Raw genomic sequence first — 17,291 nt, forward strand, 5'->3', positions numbered from 1 at the left:
TTTGAGGCTACCAAGCTTTTGCATCCTTGCAAAGCGCTATCAAACTGTTAGGAGAAGACTGCTTAAAAAACACTCTAAAGCAACGCGTGCGGGAGATTAATGGAATGCTTTTTAAGCTATAAGTCCATTATCATGGCGATTTCACAGGCATCGTGGCCGGTTTCACCTAAATGCTGACAGTGGTTAAAACCGAGTTTTTCGTAGAGCGCTAAGGCTTCAACTAACACTGCTGTGGTTTCTAAATACATCGATTGATATTGCTGTTTTTTAGCAAACTCAATGCATTGCTGGGTGAGTTTTTTGGCCATGCCCTGGCCGCGGATAGCGCGGCTAAAATACATTTTTTGCAGTTCGCACACGCCGATATTCCCCGCAAGCGCTGCAACGCCGGCGCCGCCAACGACCTTACCTTGGTATTCAATTACCCAATATTGTGAGCCTTGCGCTTGATACACCTCACTTAAGAAGTCGAGGGTTTTATCAGCCACGCTAAAGCCTTTGTCTGGGGTTAAGCCGTATTCTGCCGACACTTCACGAATAACCGCAGCTATCGCGGCATCATCTTGCGCTGTGAGTGGACGGATTATGGCATCGATGCTGTGGCTTGAAATATTAGAGTATTGAGTCATTAAATAATTCCGCATTAATAAAAGGGGTCATGGCCAGTAACAGCGCCTGAGTATAAATGCTTTCTCGAGTGGCTAAACCTTGGGTCAGTAAGCCTATCGCGCCGCCTTTTTGTTTAATATTTTGGGTGCTAAACATTCGGTCCATCACATGGCCAAGTTCTTCTCCAGCGGCTAGAGCATCATATACGCTCGGCGGTAAGGGTAAGTTGGCACTTCGGCCGACCGATAAAGTGCCATTACTGATAATCGCTATATATGCAAACGTGGCAGGGCCATGATCGAATTGGTCAACGCCGCCTTCCATTGCCACATAAAAGTCGGCAACTTGTGCCTGTTGTTGGCAATAACGAGCACGATTAATGGCGCCTAGTTTAGTTTCGGCTTCGGTCATCGGTTGTTCTGCCACTTGCGAGGGAGCATGCATACCTTGGCAGCGCACAGTGCTGTTAGGGTAATACTGCGCAATGGCGTTTTTAGCAGCATTAATTTTTACCGGATTGTTAGAGCCGACAATAATATCGATGCAGTGAAGGTTGTCGTGTTGAGTTGTTGTCATAAGTTGTCGTTATTCGTTATTTGTTATTCAAGATTGAATTTATCGGTTAGTGATATTCACCACTTTGTGCTGTTTTAGGTGATGTTTTAATTTTTTAGCTCACATAATATTTTTACATAATCATTATAAATAACAATAAAACAATGCTTTACGATTTTGGTATGAAATCTGCTTAGTGATAGCTATCAGGTGAAGATATGTATTAGTCAGTTTACGACTAAGCTTACGTATCAGCCTATTCTATTTCGAACCTCTTTTAAAAGGAATTTAACCTATGTCTATTCGTATTGCGACCATTAGCCTAACTGTAGGTTTAGTATTAGGTGCGACGATTTTTGGCGCGTCATACACTGAAGCTGAATCGATATTCTCGTTAACAGATTCTGCCGACGTTAATGCGGAGCTAACACATACCCAACAAAAAATGACCCTAGACAGCCAATCACTAAACCAATTAGTCGCTAATACTGGCGCGGGTAAATTAATTGTTAAAGGTGTCGAGGGGCAAACACACATTGAAGTCACCGCAGATATTTATACCGACAAAGACAGCGACGATGTTGAGATTGAATTAACCCTAAACAAGCAAGGCGACAATGCCATGTTTGTTGCCGATATTGAGTCTAACGGTTTTATGGAGCAATCTCCTTTTATCGATGTGTTACTGACGGTACCAGCGGCTCTAGCGCTAGAGATTACCGACGGTTCTGGTTCTATTGAAATAAGTGATGTTACGGCCGCCATTACACTCAAAGATGGCTCCGGCAGCATTGTGATGGACCATGTTGGCGCGGTGAAGTTAGCTGATGGCTCAGGTTCGATTAATATGAAAAATGTGAGTGGTGATGTGACTTTGCAAGATGGCTCAGGCTCTATCAACATTTCACAAGTGACTGGTGATATTGAGGTGAGCGATGGTTCGGGCTCGATTAATATCGACCAGGTTAACGGTAAAGTCACCATTAGTGATGGTTCTGGTGGCATTAATGTCAGCAATACTAAAGGACTTGAGATTGTCAGCGCAGGCTCGGGTGGCGTGAATCATCAGCATATCGATGGACCGATTATCGTCAACTAGTCATATTGTGCGTTGTTGTTTTGATTGATTTGAATAAACAATCAGCAAAACCTGCCTATCTTGCAGGTTTTGTTTTAAAGCCAAAATTAATCGTGGCATGATGCGACATTGATTTGGCAAGGATAAACCACAATGGCAAAGAAGTATTATGTAGTTTGGGCAGGGCGCGAAACGGGTATTTTTACCAGCTGGGATGTGACTAAACGTTCTGTTGATAAGTTTCCTCAGGCTAAATACAAATCCTTTGCCACTGAAGCAGAAGCAAAAGCGGCTTTTGCCAAGTCGCCGCACAGCAGTATTGGCAAGGCTTCCGCTAAATCATCAGGCACTAAAACGACAAGCACCAAGGCGAAAGCGAGCACCAGTACTGCAACCGAGGCGTCTAACAATGCGGTACTGTCGCAGTTTGATGTAGTGATTTACACCGATGGCGGTTGTGAGCCCAATCCGGGTAAAGCGGGTTCTGGTATTGCAGTATATCGTCAAGCTCAGCTTGCCGAGCTATGGTATGGTTCATTCAACCCTAATGGCACCAACAATACCGCAGAGCTTAATGCATTACATCAAGCCTTATTGATGGCTAAAACGGCATTAGATGCCGGTCATAGCGTGCAGATTATGAGTGACTCGCAATATTCAATTAAGTGTATTAGCGACTGGGCTTACGGTTGGAAGTCAAAAGGCTGGGCCCGCAAAGGGGGTGAAATCGCTAACCTAGATATTATTAAACAAGCGCATGAACTTTATGATGCGATAAAAGATAAACTCACCATTCAGCATGTTGCAGCCCATATCGGCATTGAAGGTAATGAGCTCGCCGACAGAATGTCAATCTATGCCATTGATCAAAAGCACACCGCTTTTAGTCAATTTAAGCCACCATTGGATATCGGTAAAATATTAGCATTGCGTACAGGCTAATGACTGATCATCACGGACAAAAAAGCCGGATTGCTCCGGCTTTTTACGTTTTAAAAGGCTTTTAAATTAAAGCTATTAGTTCAGCTTTTGCTTAATACTCACACAACGTTGTTCTTGTTGGCGAGTTTCAAGCAGTGCGCGTCTGGCCAGTTTTGATAAACCGGTTTCGCTGTTTAATACCTGGCTAATTGCATCAATATTGCTTGAGCTGCAATCGGTAGGGATTAATTGCGCTGCAAAGCTGCGCATAAATACCGGCCCTTTATCGTCCATGAGTTGCAAGTTTGCAAAGCGTTGGTCGGCAGTGGCTGCACTCAATAGCTTTTGCTCGGCAGGATAAAGGTTATACATAGCAACGCGCACCTTTGAAAATGCCATGCTGTTGTTATGTTCAATGGTATTTAGCCATTGGCGTTTCAGTGCTGATTCTGGACGGATAACTTCAGCTGCGATAGCGGCTTTTTCACCAGAGTCTGATTGATCAAGATGCTTTTCTTTAGCCAATAATGCATGAGCATCACCGTAATCATAACGATTAAGTTGGCGGATCATGGCCCAGCGTAAGTCTTGATCTATGCTTAAGCCTTTAATGTGGCTTTTGCTTTTCAATAAAGATTCAATATGCTCCAGGGCGTCGCCGTGGCTTGATAGGCTTATGTAAGCATCGAACCAACGACGTTGAAAATCTCGGTTACGATAGCTTTCCATGCTCATACGCAAACTCATTTGGCTGAGTGCTTTTGATATTTTACTGTTATAACTGGCATGCATCGGCGCCATAAGATCAAGGTAATTTTTGGCTCGCTGCATATTATCCAGCACTTGACCTAAAATGGTGTAATCTTTTTCCTGCGGCGCATTAATCAGGGCAATATTTAAGAATTGATCCAGTGATGCTTTACCGTCGATTACGCTGTCCCACATGCTTTGCCATAACATCGAACGTAATAATGGATCGCTCACCTGGCTCAGTAATTGTTTGGCGGTCGTAAATGATTTTTGATCTAATTCAACTTTAACAAAACCCCAGTCGTCGTAGTTTGGATAGACTAAATCTGGACAAATTTCGCCAATCAGTTGGTTAACTTCGGTATAAGCCCCTTTATAGGTTACCGCAATTGATTGTTGCATTTCTAAACCATAACGTTGCTTACTAAACAATCCTATTTGTACACGCTGCTCACGCAAAGTTGGGTGTTGGCTGTCTTCTGCAGTTTGTATTAGGGCAAATGAGTCTATTTGATTACCCTGGCAAGTGTATTGTGCCTTGATGGTGTTAACGCCTGCTGCGTATAGCCACTCTTTAGTCCATAGCGATAAGTCGCGGCCGCTGGCTGTGGCTAAACTATTAATAAAATCATCGAGCTCGGCATTTTGATAGCTGTATTGCTTTAAATATTGGCTAACACCACGACGGAAAGTTTCTTCACCTAACAGATGACGCAGCTGTTTAATGGTCGATGCGCCTTTTTGATAGGTGATGGCGTCAATGTTATCAAATGCATTTTGGCTGGTGGCTACCGGCACTTCAATGGGGTGAGTGGTGACTAAACTGTCTTGATGATATGCCGCTTGCTTACCAGAGGCGTAAAAGGTGCGCCAGGCATGGCTAAACTCGGTGGCTTCGCTGGTGGCCAATGTACCCATAAATGAGGCAAAACTTTCGTTTAACCATAAGCCGTTCCACCATTTCATGGTGACTAAATCACCAAACCATTGGTGAGCCATTTCATGCATGATAACCCCGGCCAAACGCTCTTTTTGTTCGGCGGTCATTTTGGCATTAAATAAAAAACGATCTTCTGAAAAGGTAATCGCGCCCGCATTTTCCATCGCGCCGTATAAAAAGTCTGGCACTAGCACTTGATCATACTTTTTGAACGGGTAAGCAATACCAAAATAGCGGTCAAAAAAGTCTAAACCTTGTTTGGTGTAGGTAAACCAATCTTGTGGTGTGACTTGCTCGGCAACCGATTGACGCGAGAATAAGCGCATCGGATAGCGGCCTGAATTGTCTTCCCAGACTTTATAAGGGCCAGCATGCATCGAAAAGTTATAAGGGCTTAATTTGGGCGTAACAGGGAAGGTCCACAGGTTGGTATCGCCTTGATCGACCACGTTAGTCTCACGCATGGCGCTGATTACTTGCCAGTCTTTGGGCGCGTGTACATTAATTTGGTAGGTGGCTTTTAAATCTGGCTGATCAAACACGGCAAACATTTGCTGCGCGGCCGCGGGTTCAAAATGCGAGTATAAATACACTTTACTGTCTACTGGGTCAACAAAGCGATGTAAGCCTTCGCCATTGGTGCTGTGTTCACGGGTAAACTCGACAACCACTGTGTTGTTGCCACTCACCAATAAACTTTGATTAATAACGATGTAAGCGCCGTTGTAGTTAGGGTATACCTTGGTGCCGTTAATGGTAAATTGTTTAATGTTGGCTTTATTGAGATCGAGCGTTAACGATTTAGGCACACTGCTTAGGTCAAAGTGTACTGTCGAGATGGCACTGAATTGACTGTGTTCACTTAAAAAGAAGGTTAAATCGTATTGTACATTTGATACCACATTGGCACGTGCTTGCGCTTGCACCTGGCTGATGTAAGCCGAACCGTCACGTTGTAACGATGAGGTTGAAAGTGAGCTACTGCAGCTGAACATGCTGGCACAACATAATGCAACAAAAGCGGTTTTAATAACCCGTGGACTAAACAATTCAGTGGATAACAATTTCACGTTAGTGTTCCTAACTTATTATTGGGTGTATGAAAAAGCCGACATCAATGTCGGCTTTATTGCTATGTGCTTGTGTATTACAAGCCCAAAAATGACTTCGATTTAACCTTACGAATTTCTTTTTCGTCAGACCATTCAATTAAGCCGGTTTCAAGATCCATTAAGCGCATGGTCATTTTGTAGTACACGTCTTTGGTGCTGCCATCTTGCTTAACGATGCTTGATAAGTTGCCATATAACATGTACTGCGCGCCAATTTGACGGCCAAATTTAATTGCGGTTGTTGGGTCTACCATGCCGGCATTATTTTGATAATCAAGCTGCTTACGCACAGTATCGACTTTTGTCATGTCGATAAAACGGAACTTACCAGAACGGAGCAACTTGTTGCTAATCGTGTCGGTAACAGATTCGGTATCAATATGCTCAGAGGTTTTGTTTTTAATTTTATCGACAAAAATAATAGGACGATTATTTTGGGTAATAACAACCACTGGTGGGAATGTCATCATGCTGTCGACCATTTTAGCTGCAATGTCTTGCAGATCGGTTGAGCCAAAGTTTTCGTTTACCGTTTCGACTTCAGTGGCATCGCCGTATTCTACTTTAGATTGACAGGCGCTCAGCCCTATCACTGCGGCTAACACAAATATCAGTTTCAAGTTTTTCATAATAAATTCCATTGGTGATGAGTGACAGTTGATAAGGGTTATCATCTATTAGATGATTATCGAATAAAAACGGGTACGATTTCCAGTCTCTATTGCCCAAATTAATGTTGTACGGCTTGGTTTTACTTCAAATTTTACATTTTGGCTGTTATTTAAGCGTATATCATAGTCGCCAGCATCGATAAATTGCTTGGCTATTTGTGCCTGACGCGGCAAGGTTAACCAACTTCTGCGGTCTGCCTGTTCGCTAATCACGTTAAAAATTTGCATCACAAGTGCGCCAGCATCGACTTGATTGTTGGCTCGTCGGCTACCACTTTGTACACTTTGGTTTAATTCGTACTTGGCGTAAATCCTCGCCGCCTGGCGAAATAATGCCGCGGGTAGGTCTTCTTTTAGAGCATTAATCGCTAATGCGTCGATATTGGCAATGTTTTGCGCTTCTAGATTATCACCCAAGCCTTGAATTAAGCTTGCCGTCGTGAGTTGTCGTTGCGGTTGATAGGTGGCAAGTGATGCGCTTTGGATATTGCCATTAATCGGAAACGGGACCGTAATACTTTGTTTTTCTGGTACAAAGCTTCGCTCAACTATAAATACCACCTGACCTTGGCCAGCAGTTGGCATCACAGCATCGCCCCAACGTTGTTGAAACTCATCAAATTGCGGCATGGCCAATTGTTTGGCTAAACGAACTAAGTCTTGTTGCAAGTAGCGATTTTCTGGGGTGATTTGCGCCGCTTTGCGGTAATCAATAAATGCATCATTTGGCTCGTTAGCCAGCTCGTGCAGTAAGCCGGTAATGTAGTAGCTGTATGCATTTAAAAATGAACTGGTAACGCTTCCTGCAGATTGACCCAATTGTGCCATTTGCGCGTCGATGGTGCCATTCGCCATATTTTGTACTGACTTTTGCGATTTTTGATAACGCGCTTGCTCAATGCTTTGCAGCTCATTACTGCGGCGCACTTCGACTAAAGCGCCTTGGGCATCACCACTAAATAAGTAATTTAATGCTTGATACTGGTGCACCATAATGCGCTCATAACCTGGGCCGCGATAAGGTATGGCGTTGTCGTTTAATAATAAACTACTCGCGCCTGAACCGATTTTACTGGCACTGATAATGGCTTTATCGTCAAAGGCTTGATATGCCGAAATGGCTTGTTGATAATAAGTTTTACTGCGCTCAAAATCGCCGGAAACTTGCATAATCCGCCCCGCCTCTTGCGCATAGAGCAGGCCGTCATTGCCGCTTATGTTGTCAGCTAATTCATTGATATTTGCCGTTGGAATATCACTGCTTAACTGCTGCTTGTATGGGGCGATTTGTGAAGGATAATTAACAAACACACTGTTATAAGCGCAGCCAGTTAACCCAACCATGAGTAAAAACGCCATAGAGAGTGATTTTAGCATGGCATCACCTCTGGCTGTGGCGTCATTAAATTAATGCGTTCAAGCAAGGTGATGCCTTGCAGATGGTCATATTCATGTTGGAAAATACGTGCGACAAAACCGTGTAACATTTGTTGTTGCCACTGTCCGTCAAGTGATTGGTATTGCACTTCAATTTGGCTATGCCGCAAAATATTTAAGCGTTTCCCCGGGATGGATAAGCAACCTTCAATGCCAGCTTCTGTGGCTGCTGAGGTTGATAATATCTTGGGGTTAATGACGACAGTTGGCGACATTGCAGGGGCGTCTGGGTATCGCTCATTTGGGTTAGAAGCCATAATAAACATTGCCGCACGGCTAAACACTTGTGTGGCCGCGATACCGACACCGTTAGCACTGAGCATTGTGCTAAGCATGCTATCGGCCAGCGCACGCAATTTATCGTCAAACACCGTCACAGGCTCAGCTGTCAGCGTGAGAATATCATCGCCTGTCGTGGCTATTGTGAGGGGGTGATTTAAGTCCATCTGTGCCTGCTAATGGTTAAAGTGATCACGTTAAGCTATTTACCAATGAGCCTAACCGCACGTGTGTTGCCATGGTATAAAGTATGACGATATTAATAGTGCGGTGGCGGTGTTTCATCGGCTTGGGACGCCATATTACTGGGCTCCATAGCCTGCATTTTGTTGACCATTAATAGCATTTGCTGTTGTTGTCTGGCAACTAATGTATTGAGTTTAATCACTTCTTGATTAAGTTCTTCAATGGTGATGTCTTGGAACGAAAGCTTCATTTCAAGGTCGTCAATCTTCTGCAAAACGTGCTCCATGTGGGCCTCTATTTTCTCTGTTATTGCTGCCAATATTCAATTAACCCTTGGCTACTAATGCTGACAATGGTGCCTTGGGCTGTCATTGCGGCAGAGTATACTACAGCGCCTCTGTTTTGGGTGTTTTTACTCAGCTGAACTTGCCAGTGTCCCAATGATTGACCTGATTCAATTTGCCACAAAAAGATTTCTTTTGAGGGCGTACCGGTTAGCAACTGTGTATCATTTTTGACAAAGCGCGCCGAAGAGAAGTTCATTTGCCTGCGAATGATATTCAGTTTACTCACCCGCTCCCCAGAAGCCGATTGCCATACTGTGGCATTGCCGGTGATATCAGCGGCAAAACTTAAGCTACCGCTGTCGTTGATAAGGACTTTGGTAATACGTGAACTTAACTGAAATTGTTTAATGGGTTGGCCACTTTGACTATTCCATAAGATCACGTTGCCATCATTACCGCCTGTTAGTGCTATTTGGCCATCGGCACTTATCGATACGCTATTGACCTTTTCTTGATGACCTAAAAATTGAATTAAACGATTTTTTTGCGGCGATAATGACATCACGGAACCATCAACAAGCCCCACCAATGTTTGGCCGTTATTGGCGATGGCGACACTTTGCGCATAGGAAGGCAGTGACCACCAGCCCACTGAGCTACCGTCATCAAGGCGCCAAATGGCTAATGAGCTGCTGCTAATCGTTGCGGCAAAGACATTGTTGGCTGATATGGCCGTATCAATGACGTTACTGGTGTTATCCTGCTGACCTTGAAGCCATTGGTAGGACAAGCTTGGACCGGTTAAATCCCACACTTGCACACCATTGTTGGCGGTGCTCACTAATGCTAATTGGCCGTCGTCAGACAAGCTTGCACTGTAACTGGCGTCGGTGGTGATCTCGACAATCTTGTTTGGCACGGGCTGACAACCAGATAAAAGCCATACGCACAGCCAAGTTGAGCAAAAAAACAGCATTGAAACCCGTGTCATGAACTTGCCCCTTGAATTATTGTCGTAAACCTTGTGATATAAGGTTGACCCAATGGTATAACCCCATTAACTAGTATAAAGTGGCAAGCGAACATGACCACTAAAACATCTCATAGTTAGAATGTATTAGGTTATTGTAACCACTAAAGGATGCTGAGGAAGCTTTAATGAAATCTATTTACAAATTATCGTTAGTTGCATTAGCTGTTGTTGGATTGACTGCATGTAACCAAGAACAAGACGTAGCACAAAAGAAAGTAGAGCTAACAACTGACGCTCAAAAAGAAGCATACAGTGTGGGTGGTTCAATTGGTAAGTACATGTCTGGTCACATTAAAGAGCAAGAAGAGTTAGGTTTTGCTGTTGACCGTACTATGGTTATCAAAGGCTTTAGCGATGGCCTAGGCGAAGAAATGCAGTTGACCGAAGAAGAAATGCAAACTGTATTGCAAAACCTAGATAAAAAATTAAACGACAAGCGTTTAGAGCAAGCCGAAGCGTTAGCGGCTAAATCTGTTGCTGAAGGCAAAAAATTCCTAGAAGACAATAAAGCCAAAGAAGGCGTAACCACGACTGAATCTGGCCTACAATACGAAGTATTAGAAGCGGGTAAAGGTGACAAGCCAGCAGCAGAAGATACAGTTGAAGTTCATTACCGTGGTACGTTAATTGACGGTACTGAGTTTGACAGTTCATATGCTCGTGGCGAAACAGCTAAGTTCCCACTAAACCGTGTTATTCCTGGTTGGACTGAAGGCGTACAGTTAATGCCTGTAGGCGCTAAGTATAAGTTTGTTATCCCTGCAGAGCTTGCATATGGCGACCGTGATACAGGTACCATTCCTGCTAACTCAACATTGGTTTTCGAAGTTGAACTTGTGTCTGTAGAAAAAGCCGCTGCTGCCGCAGCTGCGACCAAGTAATGCGGTAAATCAATATTGACTCGTGTTTGGTGTTAACGCCCAAATGATTGAGTTAATAACAAAAAGGACGCTGAGCGTCCTTTTTTATTGGGTGTAACTTGGTCGTTTTACCCAGATCAACGGCTAATAATCGTAACGTTTACAGCCACTTTAAACGATAAAATAAATACATTTGCAAGGCGATAAGGCCAAATAAGCCACCGCAGAATGCGGCGAATGCCCAGTTAGTCTCTGCACCTGGAATACCACCAATGTTGACGCCGAGCAGGCCAGTTAAAAAGCCCAATGGTAAAAATACGGCCGATATCAAAGATAAAAAGTACAGCCGTTGGTTCACCTGTTCTGATTGTTGCGATTGCAGTTCTTCTTGCGTCACACTGGCTCTGTCACGTATGGCATCAAGATCTTCAATCACTCGAATTAAGGTTTCATGGATTTCACGCAAACGCAGTTTATCGTTATCATCAAAGAGCTCACTGGTTTCATGTAACATCCGCGAAAAAGCTTCACGCTGCGGTGCTAAGTAACGGCGCAATACTACGGTTTGTCTACGCAGCTCGGCAATATCGGTACGCAAGCTTTTATTCACCTGAGTGACCACGCGCTCTTCTAGCTCGTCGAGTTGCTCTTCAAGCTTACCGATAAATTCAACTTTTCGATGTGTTAAGCGCTCACAAATGGCCATGATAAATGCCGCAGTATCGATGGGGCCTTTACCTTGAGTAATAGCATCTGCGATATCGATAACCGATTGTAACTGACGCTCGCAGGTCGAAATAATTCTACTTTCTTCAGCATAAATACGTACCGCAACCATATCTTCAGGATCTGAATTAGGGTTTAAGTTCACGCCGCGCAGTGCCAGCAGTACACCTTTGCTTGAGTTGACTACGCGCGGGCGAGTGTCTGTCGCTAACAAGGTATCGGTTTCGACACGATCGAGCCCAGAGTTAAGTATCCATTTACGCGCTTTAGGTTCACGATAACGAAGGTGTAGCCATAATAAACCGTCTTGTGGCTGCCATTGCGCCACTTGCTCCTCGCTGAGCGACTGACCGGCATTTGGCCCAGTTAGCAGTAAGCTATAAATAAAACCAGTATTCATTGTTTATCATTCCAAGTGTTCGTTATCACAGCCATTAAATTTGGCCCAAGTGTATTGGGTATATTGATTATAGCGAATGAAACCCTATATTTATCTAACATTTAATCTAATGTGGACTGATCAGACGACAATACAGGCAGCAGGTTTTGATTTCTTCGGTTAAAATAGTGATAACGCTAATTACAGAGCAACAATAATGGAATACCAATTTCGTCGTAACCGCCTAGAAGGAACGGTTTTTGCTGAATTTAGTATGGATCATGAAGTATTAGGCCGCTGGTTTGCTGAAGAACTAGGGGATGACAATAGCCGTGCTAATCATATTTTGACTCAAATTATTTTAATTAAAACAGGTAGTAAAAATCAGTGGCGTCATGTTGGTGCAGACTTGACTATCGATATTGACACAGAGCAGGTAAGAGTCTTTGCTAATGTTATCGATTTTGAAGAAGAGCACGACTTAGATGAGGCCATGAATTTGTATGATGCAGAATCTGAGTCGTATTGCGGTTTAGAAGACTTTGAATCTGTATTGCAAAGCTGGCTTGCATTTATCAATCAGAAATAATACTTACCCCACACTCATTGGTGTGGGGCATCCACTCACGCTAAATTTATCTCGTAAGCGTTATTGGTTTAAATAACGTACCGCCATTTCAGTGCGTGATTTGGCATTGGCTTTACGCAGCAGATTTTTTACATGCACTTTAACAGTGCCTTCACTGATGTGCAGGTCTTCTGAAATCATGCGGTTACTTTTGCCTTCAGCCAGCTCCTGTAATATTTGTAACTCACGAGGCGTAAGGTTTTCAATCCAGGTGTTGTCATCAGTAGCATTTTTAAGCTCGTAAAGATAAGCCTCAACTTCATCACTAATGACTCTATGGCCTAACATGGCTTTTTTGAGTTGCTCAAGTAATAAATCTGGCTCAGTGTCTTTCAGCAAATAGCCATCAGCACCTGCGCGAAGCAGTCTAATAACATCTTGTTTGGCGTCTGAAACGGTTAAAATAACAATTCTCGCGGTAACCCCTTCCTGGCGCATGGCATTAAGCGTGTCGAGGCCAGACATGCCTTTCATATTTAAGTCGAGCAAGATGATATCGGGTTCATTCTCTGCAACGGCAGTGAGTGCTTCTAAGCCAGTGCCCGTTTCGCCAAAAAGTAAAAAATCGCTGTCAGAGGTGATCAGTTGACAAATGCCACGGCGAAGTAAGGGATGATCATCGACAACAAGTACGGAATACGGCTTACCCATTTAAAGGCTCCTGTTGAGGTGGAAAACTGAGCGTAACGGTAGTGCCGCCATGCTGATTACTGCTGAACGACACAACACCATCTAATTTATTGGCCCGTTCATGCATGATACCAATACCAAAATGTTGATCGCGTTCTTGTAAATGTGAAACACCAATACCGTCATCACATATCGCTATGGTTATCATATTATTTGTTGTTAACTGACAATCTATCATTATATGAGATGGGCTGGCGTGTTTTATTGCATTTAGTGTTGCTTCACGAATTAATTGTAAAATATGAATATGTTGTTTGGCTTCCAGTAAATGAGCTGACAATTTGTAATTAAGCTTGATGTCAACGTTACTTTGTTGACGTAATTGGTCAAGCATGACCTCAATTGCCTGGCTTAAATTGGGCTCTTTTATTGTTAATCTAAAGGTGGATAACAACTCACGTAATTGTACATACGCTGTGCTGACTCCTTCATTGATCTCTATCAACTGTCCTTCGACTTCAGGGCTGCGACAACTTTGATCTAAGCTTTTTCTGAGCAAACTTACCTGAATTTTTAAAAACGACAGTAATTGACCAATAGAGTCATGTAACTCTCTGGCGATGACGGCACGCTCCTCCATTAATGCCAGTTGCTGGCGTTGCTCTGTTGCATTATGGATGGTGATTGAACGTGACAGCATCATGGCAAAGTTTTCAAATAACTGACGGTTTAATGGTTGGTTTGATATGACCTCTAAATACCCCAGTTGAGTGACTTCAATGGTTAATGGAAACTGTACTGAGTTGACGGTATTTGGGGTAGCAGGCCAACCACCTTCAGCATTGATAACGTCTTTGGAGTCATCTTCATGCTTAATCACTAACCTGAGAAAATCCAGGTTTTCATAGTATTTAAGCTGGTTAATTGCAGATTGTAATGCTTTATAGTCGAGTTTATCTGCATGGAGCATAACCAGATTATCATAGAGAAAACTCAGTTCGTTATTGGCTCTGGTCAACGCAGTGGTTTTTTCGTTAACTTGACCTTCTAAATCTTCATATAGATCGGCTAACTCGGCAGCAGTTTTTTGTAGAGCATTACCCAGCGCGGTGAGCTCTATATAATCCGTTTTAGGCATTTTAACTTTAAAGTTACCTTTAGATATTGTGGCTGCACTGTCCATTAATAACTGCAATGGTTTAACCACTCGTTTACGCGTAAATATTACCGAAATAAATGCAATCACGAGCAAGATGACCAAGCCAATAATCTGGCCAATAACCAATAGTTTTAGCTTAAATGCGGCAAACAATTCCATCTTTAATACGAGTGTATCAATGGTATCGACAAAGTCTTTTAATGCCGCCGAATACAGGCGTGCATTGCCTTCTTCAATGTAGCTTTTCATCACCTGCCATTTGTCGATAACCAACAAATATTGGTCACTCAGTTCTTGCGGGCTGTACCAGGCGAGTGTTCTTTTTAATGCATCAGAGTTAAGGGTGTTTTCAAACTCGACAATTTTTTCATCGGTGTTAATGCTGCCGGCATTGGTAAACAGCAATAAACGGTAACTTTGCATACGCATTGAACCAGAAGCATTAATCCCCTTAGCGTCGCCGAGACTAAACGTTAAGTTAACAATAGAAAACACCGCCAGGCTTGATGACAGTATAATCAGTAATAACATTAAGCCTAAAATGGTGGAGGTAAGACTGCCTCGAGTAAACATAAAACCCTACTTTGCATGTCGAAAAATGAAATCTGGATCAGACAAAAGTATGGTTTTACCCCCTGTCTAATAGTGTGTTCTACATTAGGTGTATCTGCATTACATTAACGAGTTTACAGAACTGTGAGATACATCCTGTTTACATGTTGATCTGGCGCAAACTTTCTTCGCTATACCCCATTGGAGGTATGTCTAAATTCGAGCTTAGTAGCTACTTTTGATTGTGGAGATGTCGTGATTATTAACATAAATATAATGTAACACGGAGATAAAGGGTGATGAAGATGAACGCAAAATCAATTGCACTCAGTGCGGTTATTGCGGCCAGTTTTATGGCAGCAGGCGCAATGGCGAGTGACAAAACCGAGCCTCGTAATGAGGTTTATAAAGATAAATTTTCAAATCAATACAATAGCTGGCATTCAACTGAAGAAAGCAAAGAAGTGGTTGATATGTTAGAGCAAGTGCCTAGCCTAGTTGTATTATGGGCAGGTTATGGCTTTGCAAAAGATTATAATGCACCTCGTGGCCATATGTACGCTGTGACGGATGTGACTAACACATTACGTACTGGCGCACCGAAAAATGCGGAAGATGGCCCAATGCCAATGGCCTGTTGGAGCTGTAAAAGCCCTGATGTACCTCGCGTGATTGAAGAGCAAGGTGAAGACGGTTACTTTAGCGGTAAATGGGCTAAAGGCGGCCCAGAAATTGTGAATGCACTTGGCTGTGGCGATTGTCATGAAAAAGGCTCACCAAAATTACGTATGTCACGTCCGTTTGCAGAGCGCGCAATGACAACATTGAATACGCCATTTGATAAAGCTTCTCGTAAAGACAAGCAGTCAATGGTGTGTGCCCAGTGTCACGTAGAGTACTACTTTGAGAAAACAGCAGAACGTCCAGGTTTTGTTAAATTCCCTTGGGATATGGGCACCACTGTTGAACAAATGGAAGTGTACTATGACAGCATGGAGTTCTCTGATTGGACTCATGCCGTGTCTAAAACGCCAATGTTAAAAGCGCAACACCCAGGATATGAAACTTGGCAGTTAGGTGTTCACGGTCAAAATAATGTCAGTTGTGTTGATTGTCATATGCCTAAAGTGACTAACGACAAAGGCCGTAAATATACCGACCATAAAGTGGGTAACCCGTTCGATCGCTTTGAAGAAACCTGTGCAACGTGTCATAGCCAAAGTAAAGAGTTTTTGGTTGACTTAACGCATAAGCGTAAAGCGAAAGTACAAGAGTTAAAAGAACGTGCTGAAGCGCAATTAGTGAAAGCTCACTTTGAAGCGAAAGCTGCTTGGGATGCCGGTGCAACTGAAGCTGAAATGAAGCCAATCTTAATGGATATTCGTCATTCACAATGGCGTTGGGATTATGCGACTGCATCACATGGCGCATCAGCTCACGCTCCAGATGAAGCATTACGCATCATTGGTACTGCGGTAGATAAAGCTGCTGATGCCCGTGTTAAATTGGCTCAGCTATTGGGTGCTAAAGGTGTTAAACAGCCTATTGCTTATCCAGATACTTCTACTAAAGCCAAAGCGCAGGCTGCATTAGGCATGGACATGAAAACCATGAATGCTGAAAAAGCTGAATTCAAGAAAACACTTGTGCCTAAGTGGAAAGAAGAAGCTAAAAAACGCGAAGCGACTTATAAGTAACCTGTAATGACAACGACATCGCGGCTAATACCGTTATGTCGTGAATGAACAGACAAAACCGCTCTTTTTAGGGCGGTTTTTTATTGCTGCGATTTGAAATGCCCCATCTCTGTAATTATTTATATCCCCCCACGACTCATTTCTCCTACCACTCATTTTTACAATCTCTCACTTTAGTGGCATGCCTTACGAGTGTGGTCATTGTAAACCACTCTCAACCCCCTAACTCACGGTATCTCTGCCATGTCACATGTAAATTTATCGATAATGTCGTTGCACCAAAATAAAGCGGTATTGTTTTTTCTATGCACACCATTGGTGCTTTTATGTGCATAGGTAATCAATGATTTTGATAAAAACCGTTTTAAAACAATTACTTAGAAAAGTGGCCTGATGATTGAATTACTCAATACAACAAATCAATAACAACTACATTTTTCACACTTTTGGAGGTCGAGATGAAACTCGTCAGCGCTATCATCAAGCCATTTAAATTGGATGATGTCCGTGAAGCCATTGCAGGCATGGGCATTGAAGGTATGACTGTTACTGAAGTTAAAGGCTTTGGTCGTCAAAAAGGGCACACGGAGCTTTATCGTGGTGCAGAGTATCAAGTGGATTTTTTACCCAAAGTAAAACTAGAAATTGCCACTAAAGCTGAAAATTTAGAGATGTTAATTGAAGCAATCACTACCGCGGCACATACCGGTAAAATTGGTGATGGCAAAATTTTTGTGACTGAATTAGAACAAGCGATCCGTATCCGTACGGGTGAACTTGATAACGAAGCATTATAGGGGGC

Annotated in this window: 17 protein-coding genes; 6 read left to right on the top strand and 11 right to left on the bottom strand. The window is 43.0% G+C overall.

Features of this window, described 5'->3' with window-relative positions:
- Positions 1-116: 116 nt before the first annotated feature.
- Positions 117-629: a GNAT family N-acetyltransferase gene (locus tag GQA99_RS08615; protein ID WP_160053488.1), complete on the bottom strand. Its 513-nt coding sequence runs from the start codon at positions 627-629 to the stop codon at positions 117-119.
- Positions 613-1,185, bottom strand: coding sequence for an inosine/xanthosine triphosphatase (gene yjjX, locus GQA99_RS08620; protein ID WP_160053489.1), 573 nt, complete (start codon positions 1,183-1,185; stop codon positions 613-615). Before yjjX ends, GQA99_RS08615 begins: the two co-directional genes overlap by 17 nt.
- A gap of 274 nt (positions 1,186-1,459) precedes the next feature.
- On the opposite strand from yjjX, the gene GQA99_RS08625 reads away from it, so the two are divergent.
- Both GQA99_RS08625 and GQA99_RS08630 read left to right on the top strand, forming a co-directional pair.
- Positions 1,460-2,263 (top strand): DUF4097 family beta strand repeat-containing protein, encoded by an 804-nt coding sequence (locus tag GQA99_RS08625; protein WP_160053490.1) that lies wholly within the window; start codon positions 1,460-1,462, stop codon positions 2,261-2,263.
- A gap of 132 nt (positions 2,264-2,395) precedes the next feature.
- Positions 2,396-3,184 (top strand): ribonuclease H family protein, encoded by a 789-nt coding sequence (locus GQA99_RS08630; RefSeq protein ID WP_160053491.1) that lies wholly within the window; start codon positions 2,396-2,398, stop codon positions 3,182-3,184.
- Positions 3,185-3,259: 75 nt separating this feature from the next.
- Here GQA99_RS08630 and pepN read toward each other — a convergent pair whose 3' ends face one another.
- The 6 genes from pepN to GQA99_RS08660 all read right to left on the bottom strand — a co-directional run bounded on the left by pepN (position 3,260) and on the right by GQA99_RS08660 (position 9,816).
- Positions 3,260-5,848: an aminopeptidase N gene (gene pepN, locus GQA99_RS08635; protein WP_170293518.1), complete on the bottom strand. Its 2,589-nt coding sequence runs from the start codon at positions 5,846-5,848 to the stop codon at positions 3,260-3,262.
- A 152-nt stretch (positions 5,849-6,000) separates the two neighbouring features.
- Complete coding sequence (gene lpoB, locus GQA99_RS08640; protein ID WP_188958353.1) at positions 6,001-6,594, bottom strand: penicillin-binding protein activator LpoB; 594 nt, start codon at positions 6,592-6,594, stop codon at positions 6,001-6,003.
- A gap of 48 nt (positions 6,595-6,642) precedes the next feature.
- Complete coding sequence (locus tag GQA99_RS08645; protein WP_160053493.1) at positions 6,643-8,013, bottom strand: COG3014 family protein; 1,371 nt, start codon at positions 8,011-8,013, stop codon at positions 6,643-6,645.
- Positions 8,007-8,519: a peptide deformylase gene (def, locus tag GQA99_RS08650; RefSeq protein ID WP_160053494.1), complete on the bottom strand. Its 513-nt coding sequence runs from the start codon at positions 8,517-8,519 to the stop codon at positions 8,007-8,009. Before def ends, GQA99_RS08645 begins: the two co-directional genes overlap by 7 nt.
- Before the next feature lie 92 nt (positions 8,520-8,611).
- On the bottom strand, positions 8,612-8,824 hold the full coding sequence (locus GQA99_RS08655) for a SlyX family protein (RefSeq protein WP_160053495.1): 213 nt from the start codon (positions 8,822-8,824) through the stop codon (positions 8,612-8,614).
- Positions 8,825-8,844: 20 nt separating this feature from the next.
- Positions 8,845-9,816, bottom strand: a complete 972-nt coding sequence (locus GQA99_RS08660) for a WD40 repeat domain-containing protein (RefSeq protein WP_160053496.1) — start codon at positions 9,814-9,816, stop codon at positions 8,845-8,847.
- A gap of 167 nt (positions 9,817-9,983) precedes the next feature.
- Between GQA99_RS08660 and fkpA the strand changes: the two genes are divergently transcribed.
- Positions 9,984-10,739: an FKBP-type peptidyl-prolyl cis-trans isomerase gene (fkpA, locus tag GQA99_RS08665; protein WP_160053497.1), complete on the top strand. Its 756-nt coding sequence runs from the start codon at positions 9,984-9,986 to the stop codon at positions 10,737-10,739.
- A gap of 139 nt (positions 10,740-10,878) precedes the next feature.
- Here the strand turns inward: fkpA and GQA99_RS08670 are convergent, their stop codons facing one another.
- On the bottom strand, positions 10,879-11,844 hold the full coding sequence (locus tag GQA99_RS08670) for a zinc transporter ZntB (protein WP_160053498.1): 966 nt from the start codon (positions 11,842-11,844) through the stop codon (positions 10,879-10,881).
- Positions 11,845-12,040: 196 nt separating this feature from the next.
- On the opposite strand from GQA99_RS08670, the gene GQA99_RS08675 reads away from it, so the two are divergent.
- Positions 12,041-12,412: a YacL family protein gene (locus tag GQA99_RS08675; protein WP_160053499.1), complete on the top strand. Its 372-nt coding sequence runs from the start codon at positions 12,041-12,043 to the stop codon at positions 12,410-12,412.
- Between the two features lie 60 nt (positions 12,413-12,472).
- Here GQA99_RS08675 and GQA99_RS08680 read toward each other — a convergent pair whose 3' ends face one another.
- A complete protein-coding gene (locus GQA99_RS08680) occupies positions 12,473-13,102 on the bottom strand; it encodes a response regulator (protein ID WP_160053500.1) in 630 nt (209 codons plus the stop codon).
- The gene (gene narQ, locus GQA99_RS08685; RefSeq protein ID WP_160053501.1) at positions 13,095-14,813 is read right to left on the bottom strand and encodes a nitrate/nitrite two-component system sensor histidine kinase NarQ; all 1,719 of its coding nucleotides are present in this window, start codon (positions 14,811-14,813) and stop codon (positions 13,095-13,097) included. The genes GQA99_RS08680 and narQ overlap by 8 nt, the downstream gene beginning before the upstream one ends.
- Before the next feature lie 278 nt (positions 14,814-15,091).
- On the opposite strand from narQ, the gene nrfA reads away from it, so the two are divergent.
- Entirely contained in the window at positions 15,092-16,489 is a 1,398-nt protein-coding gene (nrfA, locus tag GQA99_RS08690) for an ammonia-forming nitrite reductase cytochrome c552 subunit (protein WP_160053552.1), read from the top strand.
- Positions 16,490-16,947: 458 nt separating this feature from the next.
- Complete coding sequence (locus GQA99_RS08695; RefSeq protein ID WP_160053502.1) at positions 16,948-17,286, top strand: P-II family nitrogen regulator; 339 nt, start codon at positions 16,948-16,950, stop codon at positions 17,284-17,286.
- The last annotated feature ends 5 nt before the right edge of the window (positions 17,287-17,291 follow it).

Origin of the sequence: Shewanella litoralis (assembly GCF_009828585.1) — a bacterium.
GTDB lineage: Bacteria > Pseudomonadota > Gammaproteobacteria > Enterobacterales > Shewanellaceae > Shewanella > Shewanella litoralis.

What these genes read in the sequence shown, in the direction of transcription:
- GQA99_RS08615 (WP_160053488.1), bottom strand. Translation starts at nt 629, where the DNA reads ATGACTCAATACTCTAATATTTCAAGCCACAGCATCGATGCCATAATC.
- yjjX (WP_160053489.1), bottom strand. Translation starts at nt 1,185, where the DNA reads ATGACAACAACTCAACACGACAACCTTCACTGCATCGATATTATTGTC.
- GQA99_RS08625 (WP_160053490.1), top strand. Translation starts at nt 1,460, where the DNA reads ATGTCTATTCGTATTGCGACCATTAGCCTAACTGTAGGTTTAGTATTA.
- GQA99_RS08630 (WP_160053491.1), top strand. Translation starts at nt 2,396, where the DNA reads ATGGCAAAGAAGTATTATGTAGTTTGGGCAGGGCGCGAAACGGGTATT.
- pepN (WP_170293518.1), bottom strand. Translation starts at nt 5,848, where the DNA reads ATGTTCAGCTGCAGTAGCTCACTTTCAACCTCATCGTTACAACGTGAC.
- lpoB (WP_188958353.1), bottom strand. Translation starts at nt 6,594, where the DNA reads ATGAAAAACTTGAAACTGATATTTGTGTTAGCCGCAGTGATAGGGCTG.
- GQA99_RS08645 (WP_160053493.1), bottom strand. Translation starts at nt 8,013, where the DNA reads ATGCTAAAATCACTCTCTATGGCGTTTTTACTCATGGTTGGGTTAACT.
- def (WP_160053494.1), bottom strand. Translation starts at nt 8,519, where the DNA reads ATGGACTTAAATCACCCCCTCACAATAGCCACGACAGGCGATGATATT.
- GQA99_RS08655 (WP_160053495.1), bottom strand. Translation starts at nt 8,824, where the DNA reads ATGGAGCACGTTTTGCAGAAGATTGACGACCTTGAAATGAAGCTTTCG.
- GQA99_RS08660 (WP_160053496.1), bottom strand. Translation starts at nt 9,816, where the DNA reads ATGACACGGGTTTCAATGCTGTTTTTTTGCTCAACTTGGCTGTGCGTA.
- fkpA (WP_160053497.1), top strand. Translation starts at nt 9,984, where the DNA reads ATGAAATCTATTTACAAATTATCGTTAGTTGCATTAGCTGTTGTTGGA.
- GQA99_RS08670 (WP_160053498.1), bottom strand. Translation starts at nt 11,844, where the DNA reads ATGAATACTGGTTTTATTTATAGCTTACTGCTAACTGGGCCAAATGCC.
- GQA99_RS08675 (WP_160053499.1), top strand. Translation starts at nt 12,041, where the DNA reads ATGGAATACCAATTTCGTCGTAACCGCCTAGAAGGAACGGTTTTTGCT.
- GQA99_RS08680 (WP_160053500.1), bottom strand. Translation starts at nt 13,102, where the DNA reads ATGGGTAAGCCGTATTCCGTACTTGTTGTCGATGATCATCCCTTACTT.
- narQ (WP_160053501.1), bottom strand. Translation starts at nt 14,813, where the DNA reads ATGTTTACTCGAGGCAGTCTTACCTCCACCATTTTAGGCTTAATGTTA.
- nrfA (WP_160053552.1), top strand. Translation starts at nt 15,092, where the DNA reads ATGAAGATGAACGCAAAATCAATTGCACTCAGTGCGGTTATTGCGGCC.
- GQA99_RS08695 (WP_160053502.1), top strand. Translation starts at nt 16,948, where the DNA reads ATGAAACTCGTCAGCGCTATCATCAAGCCATTTAAATTGGATGATGTC.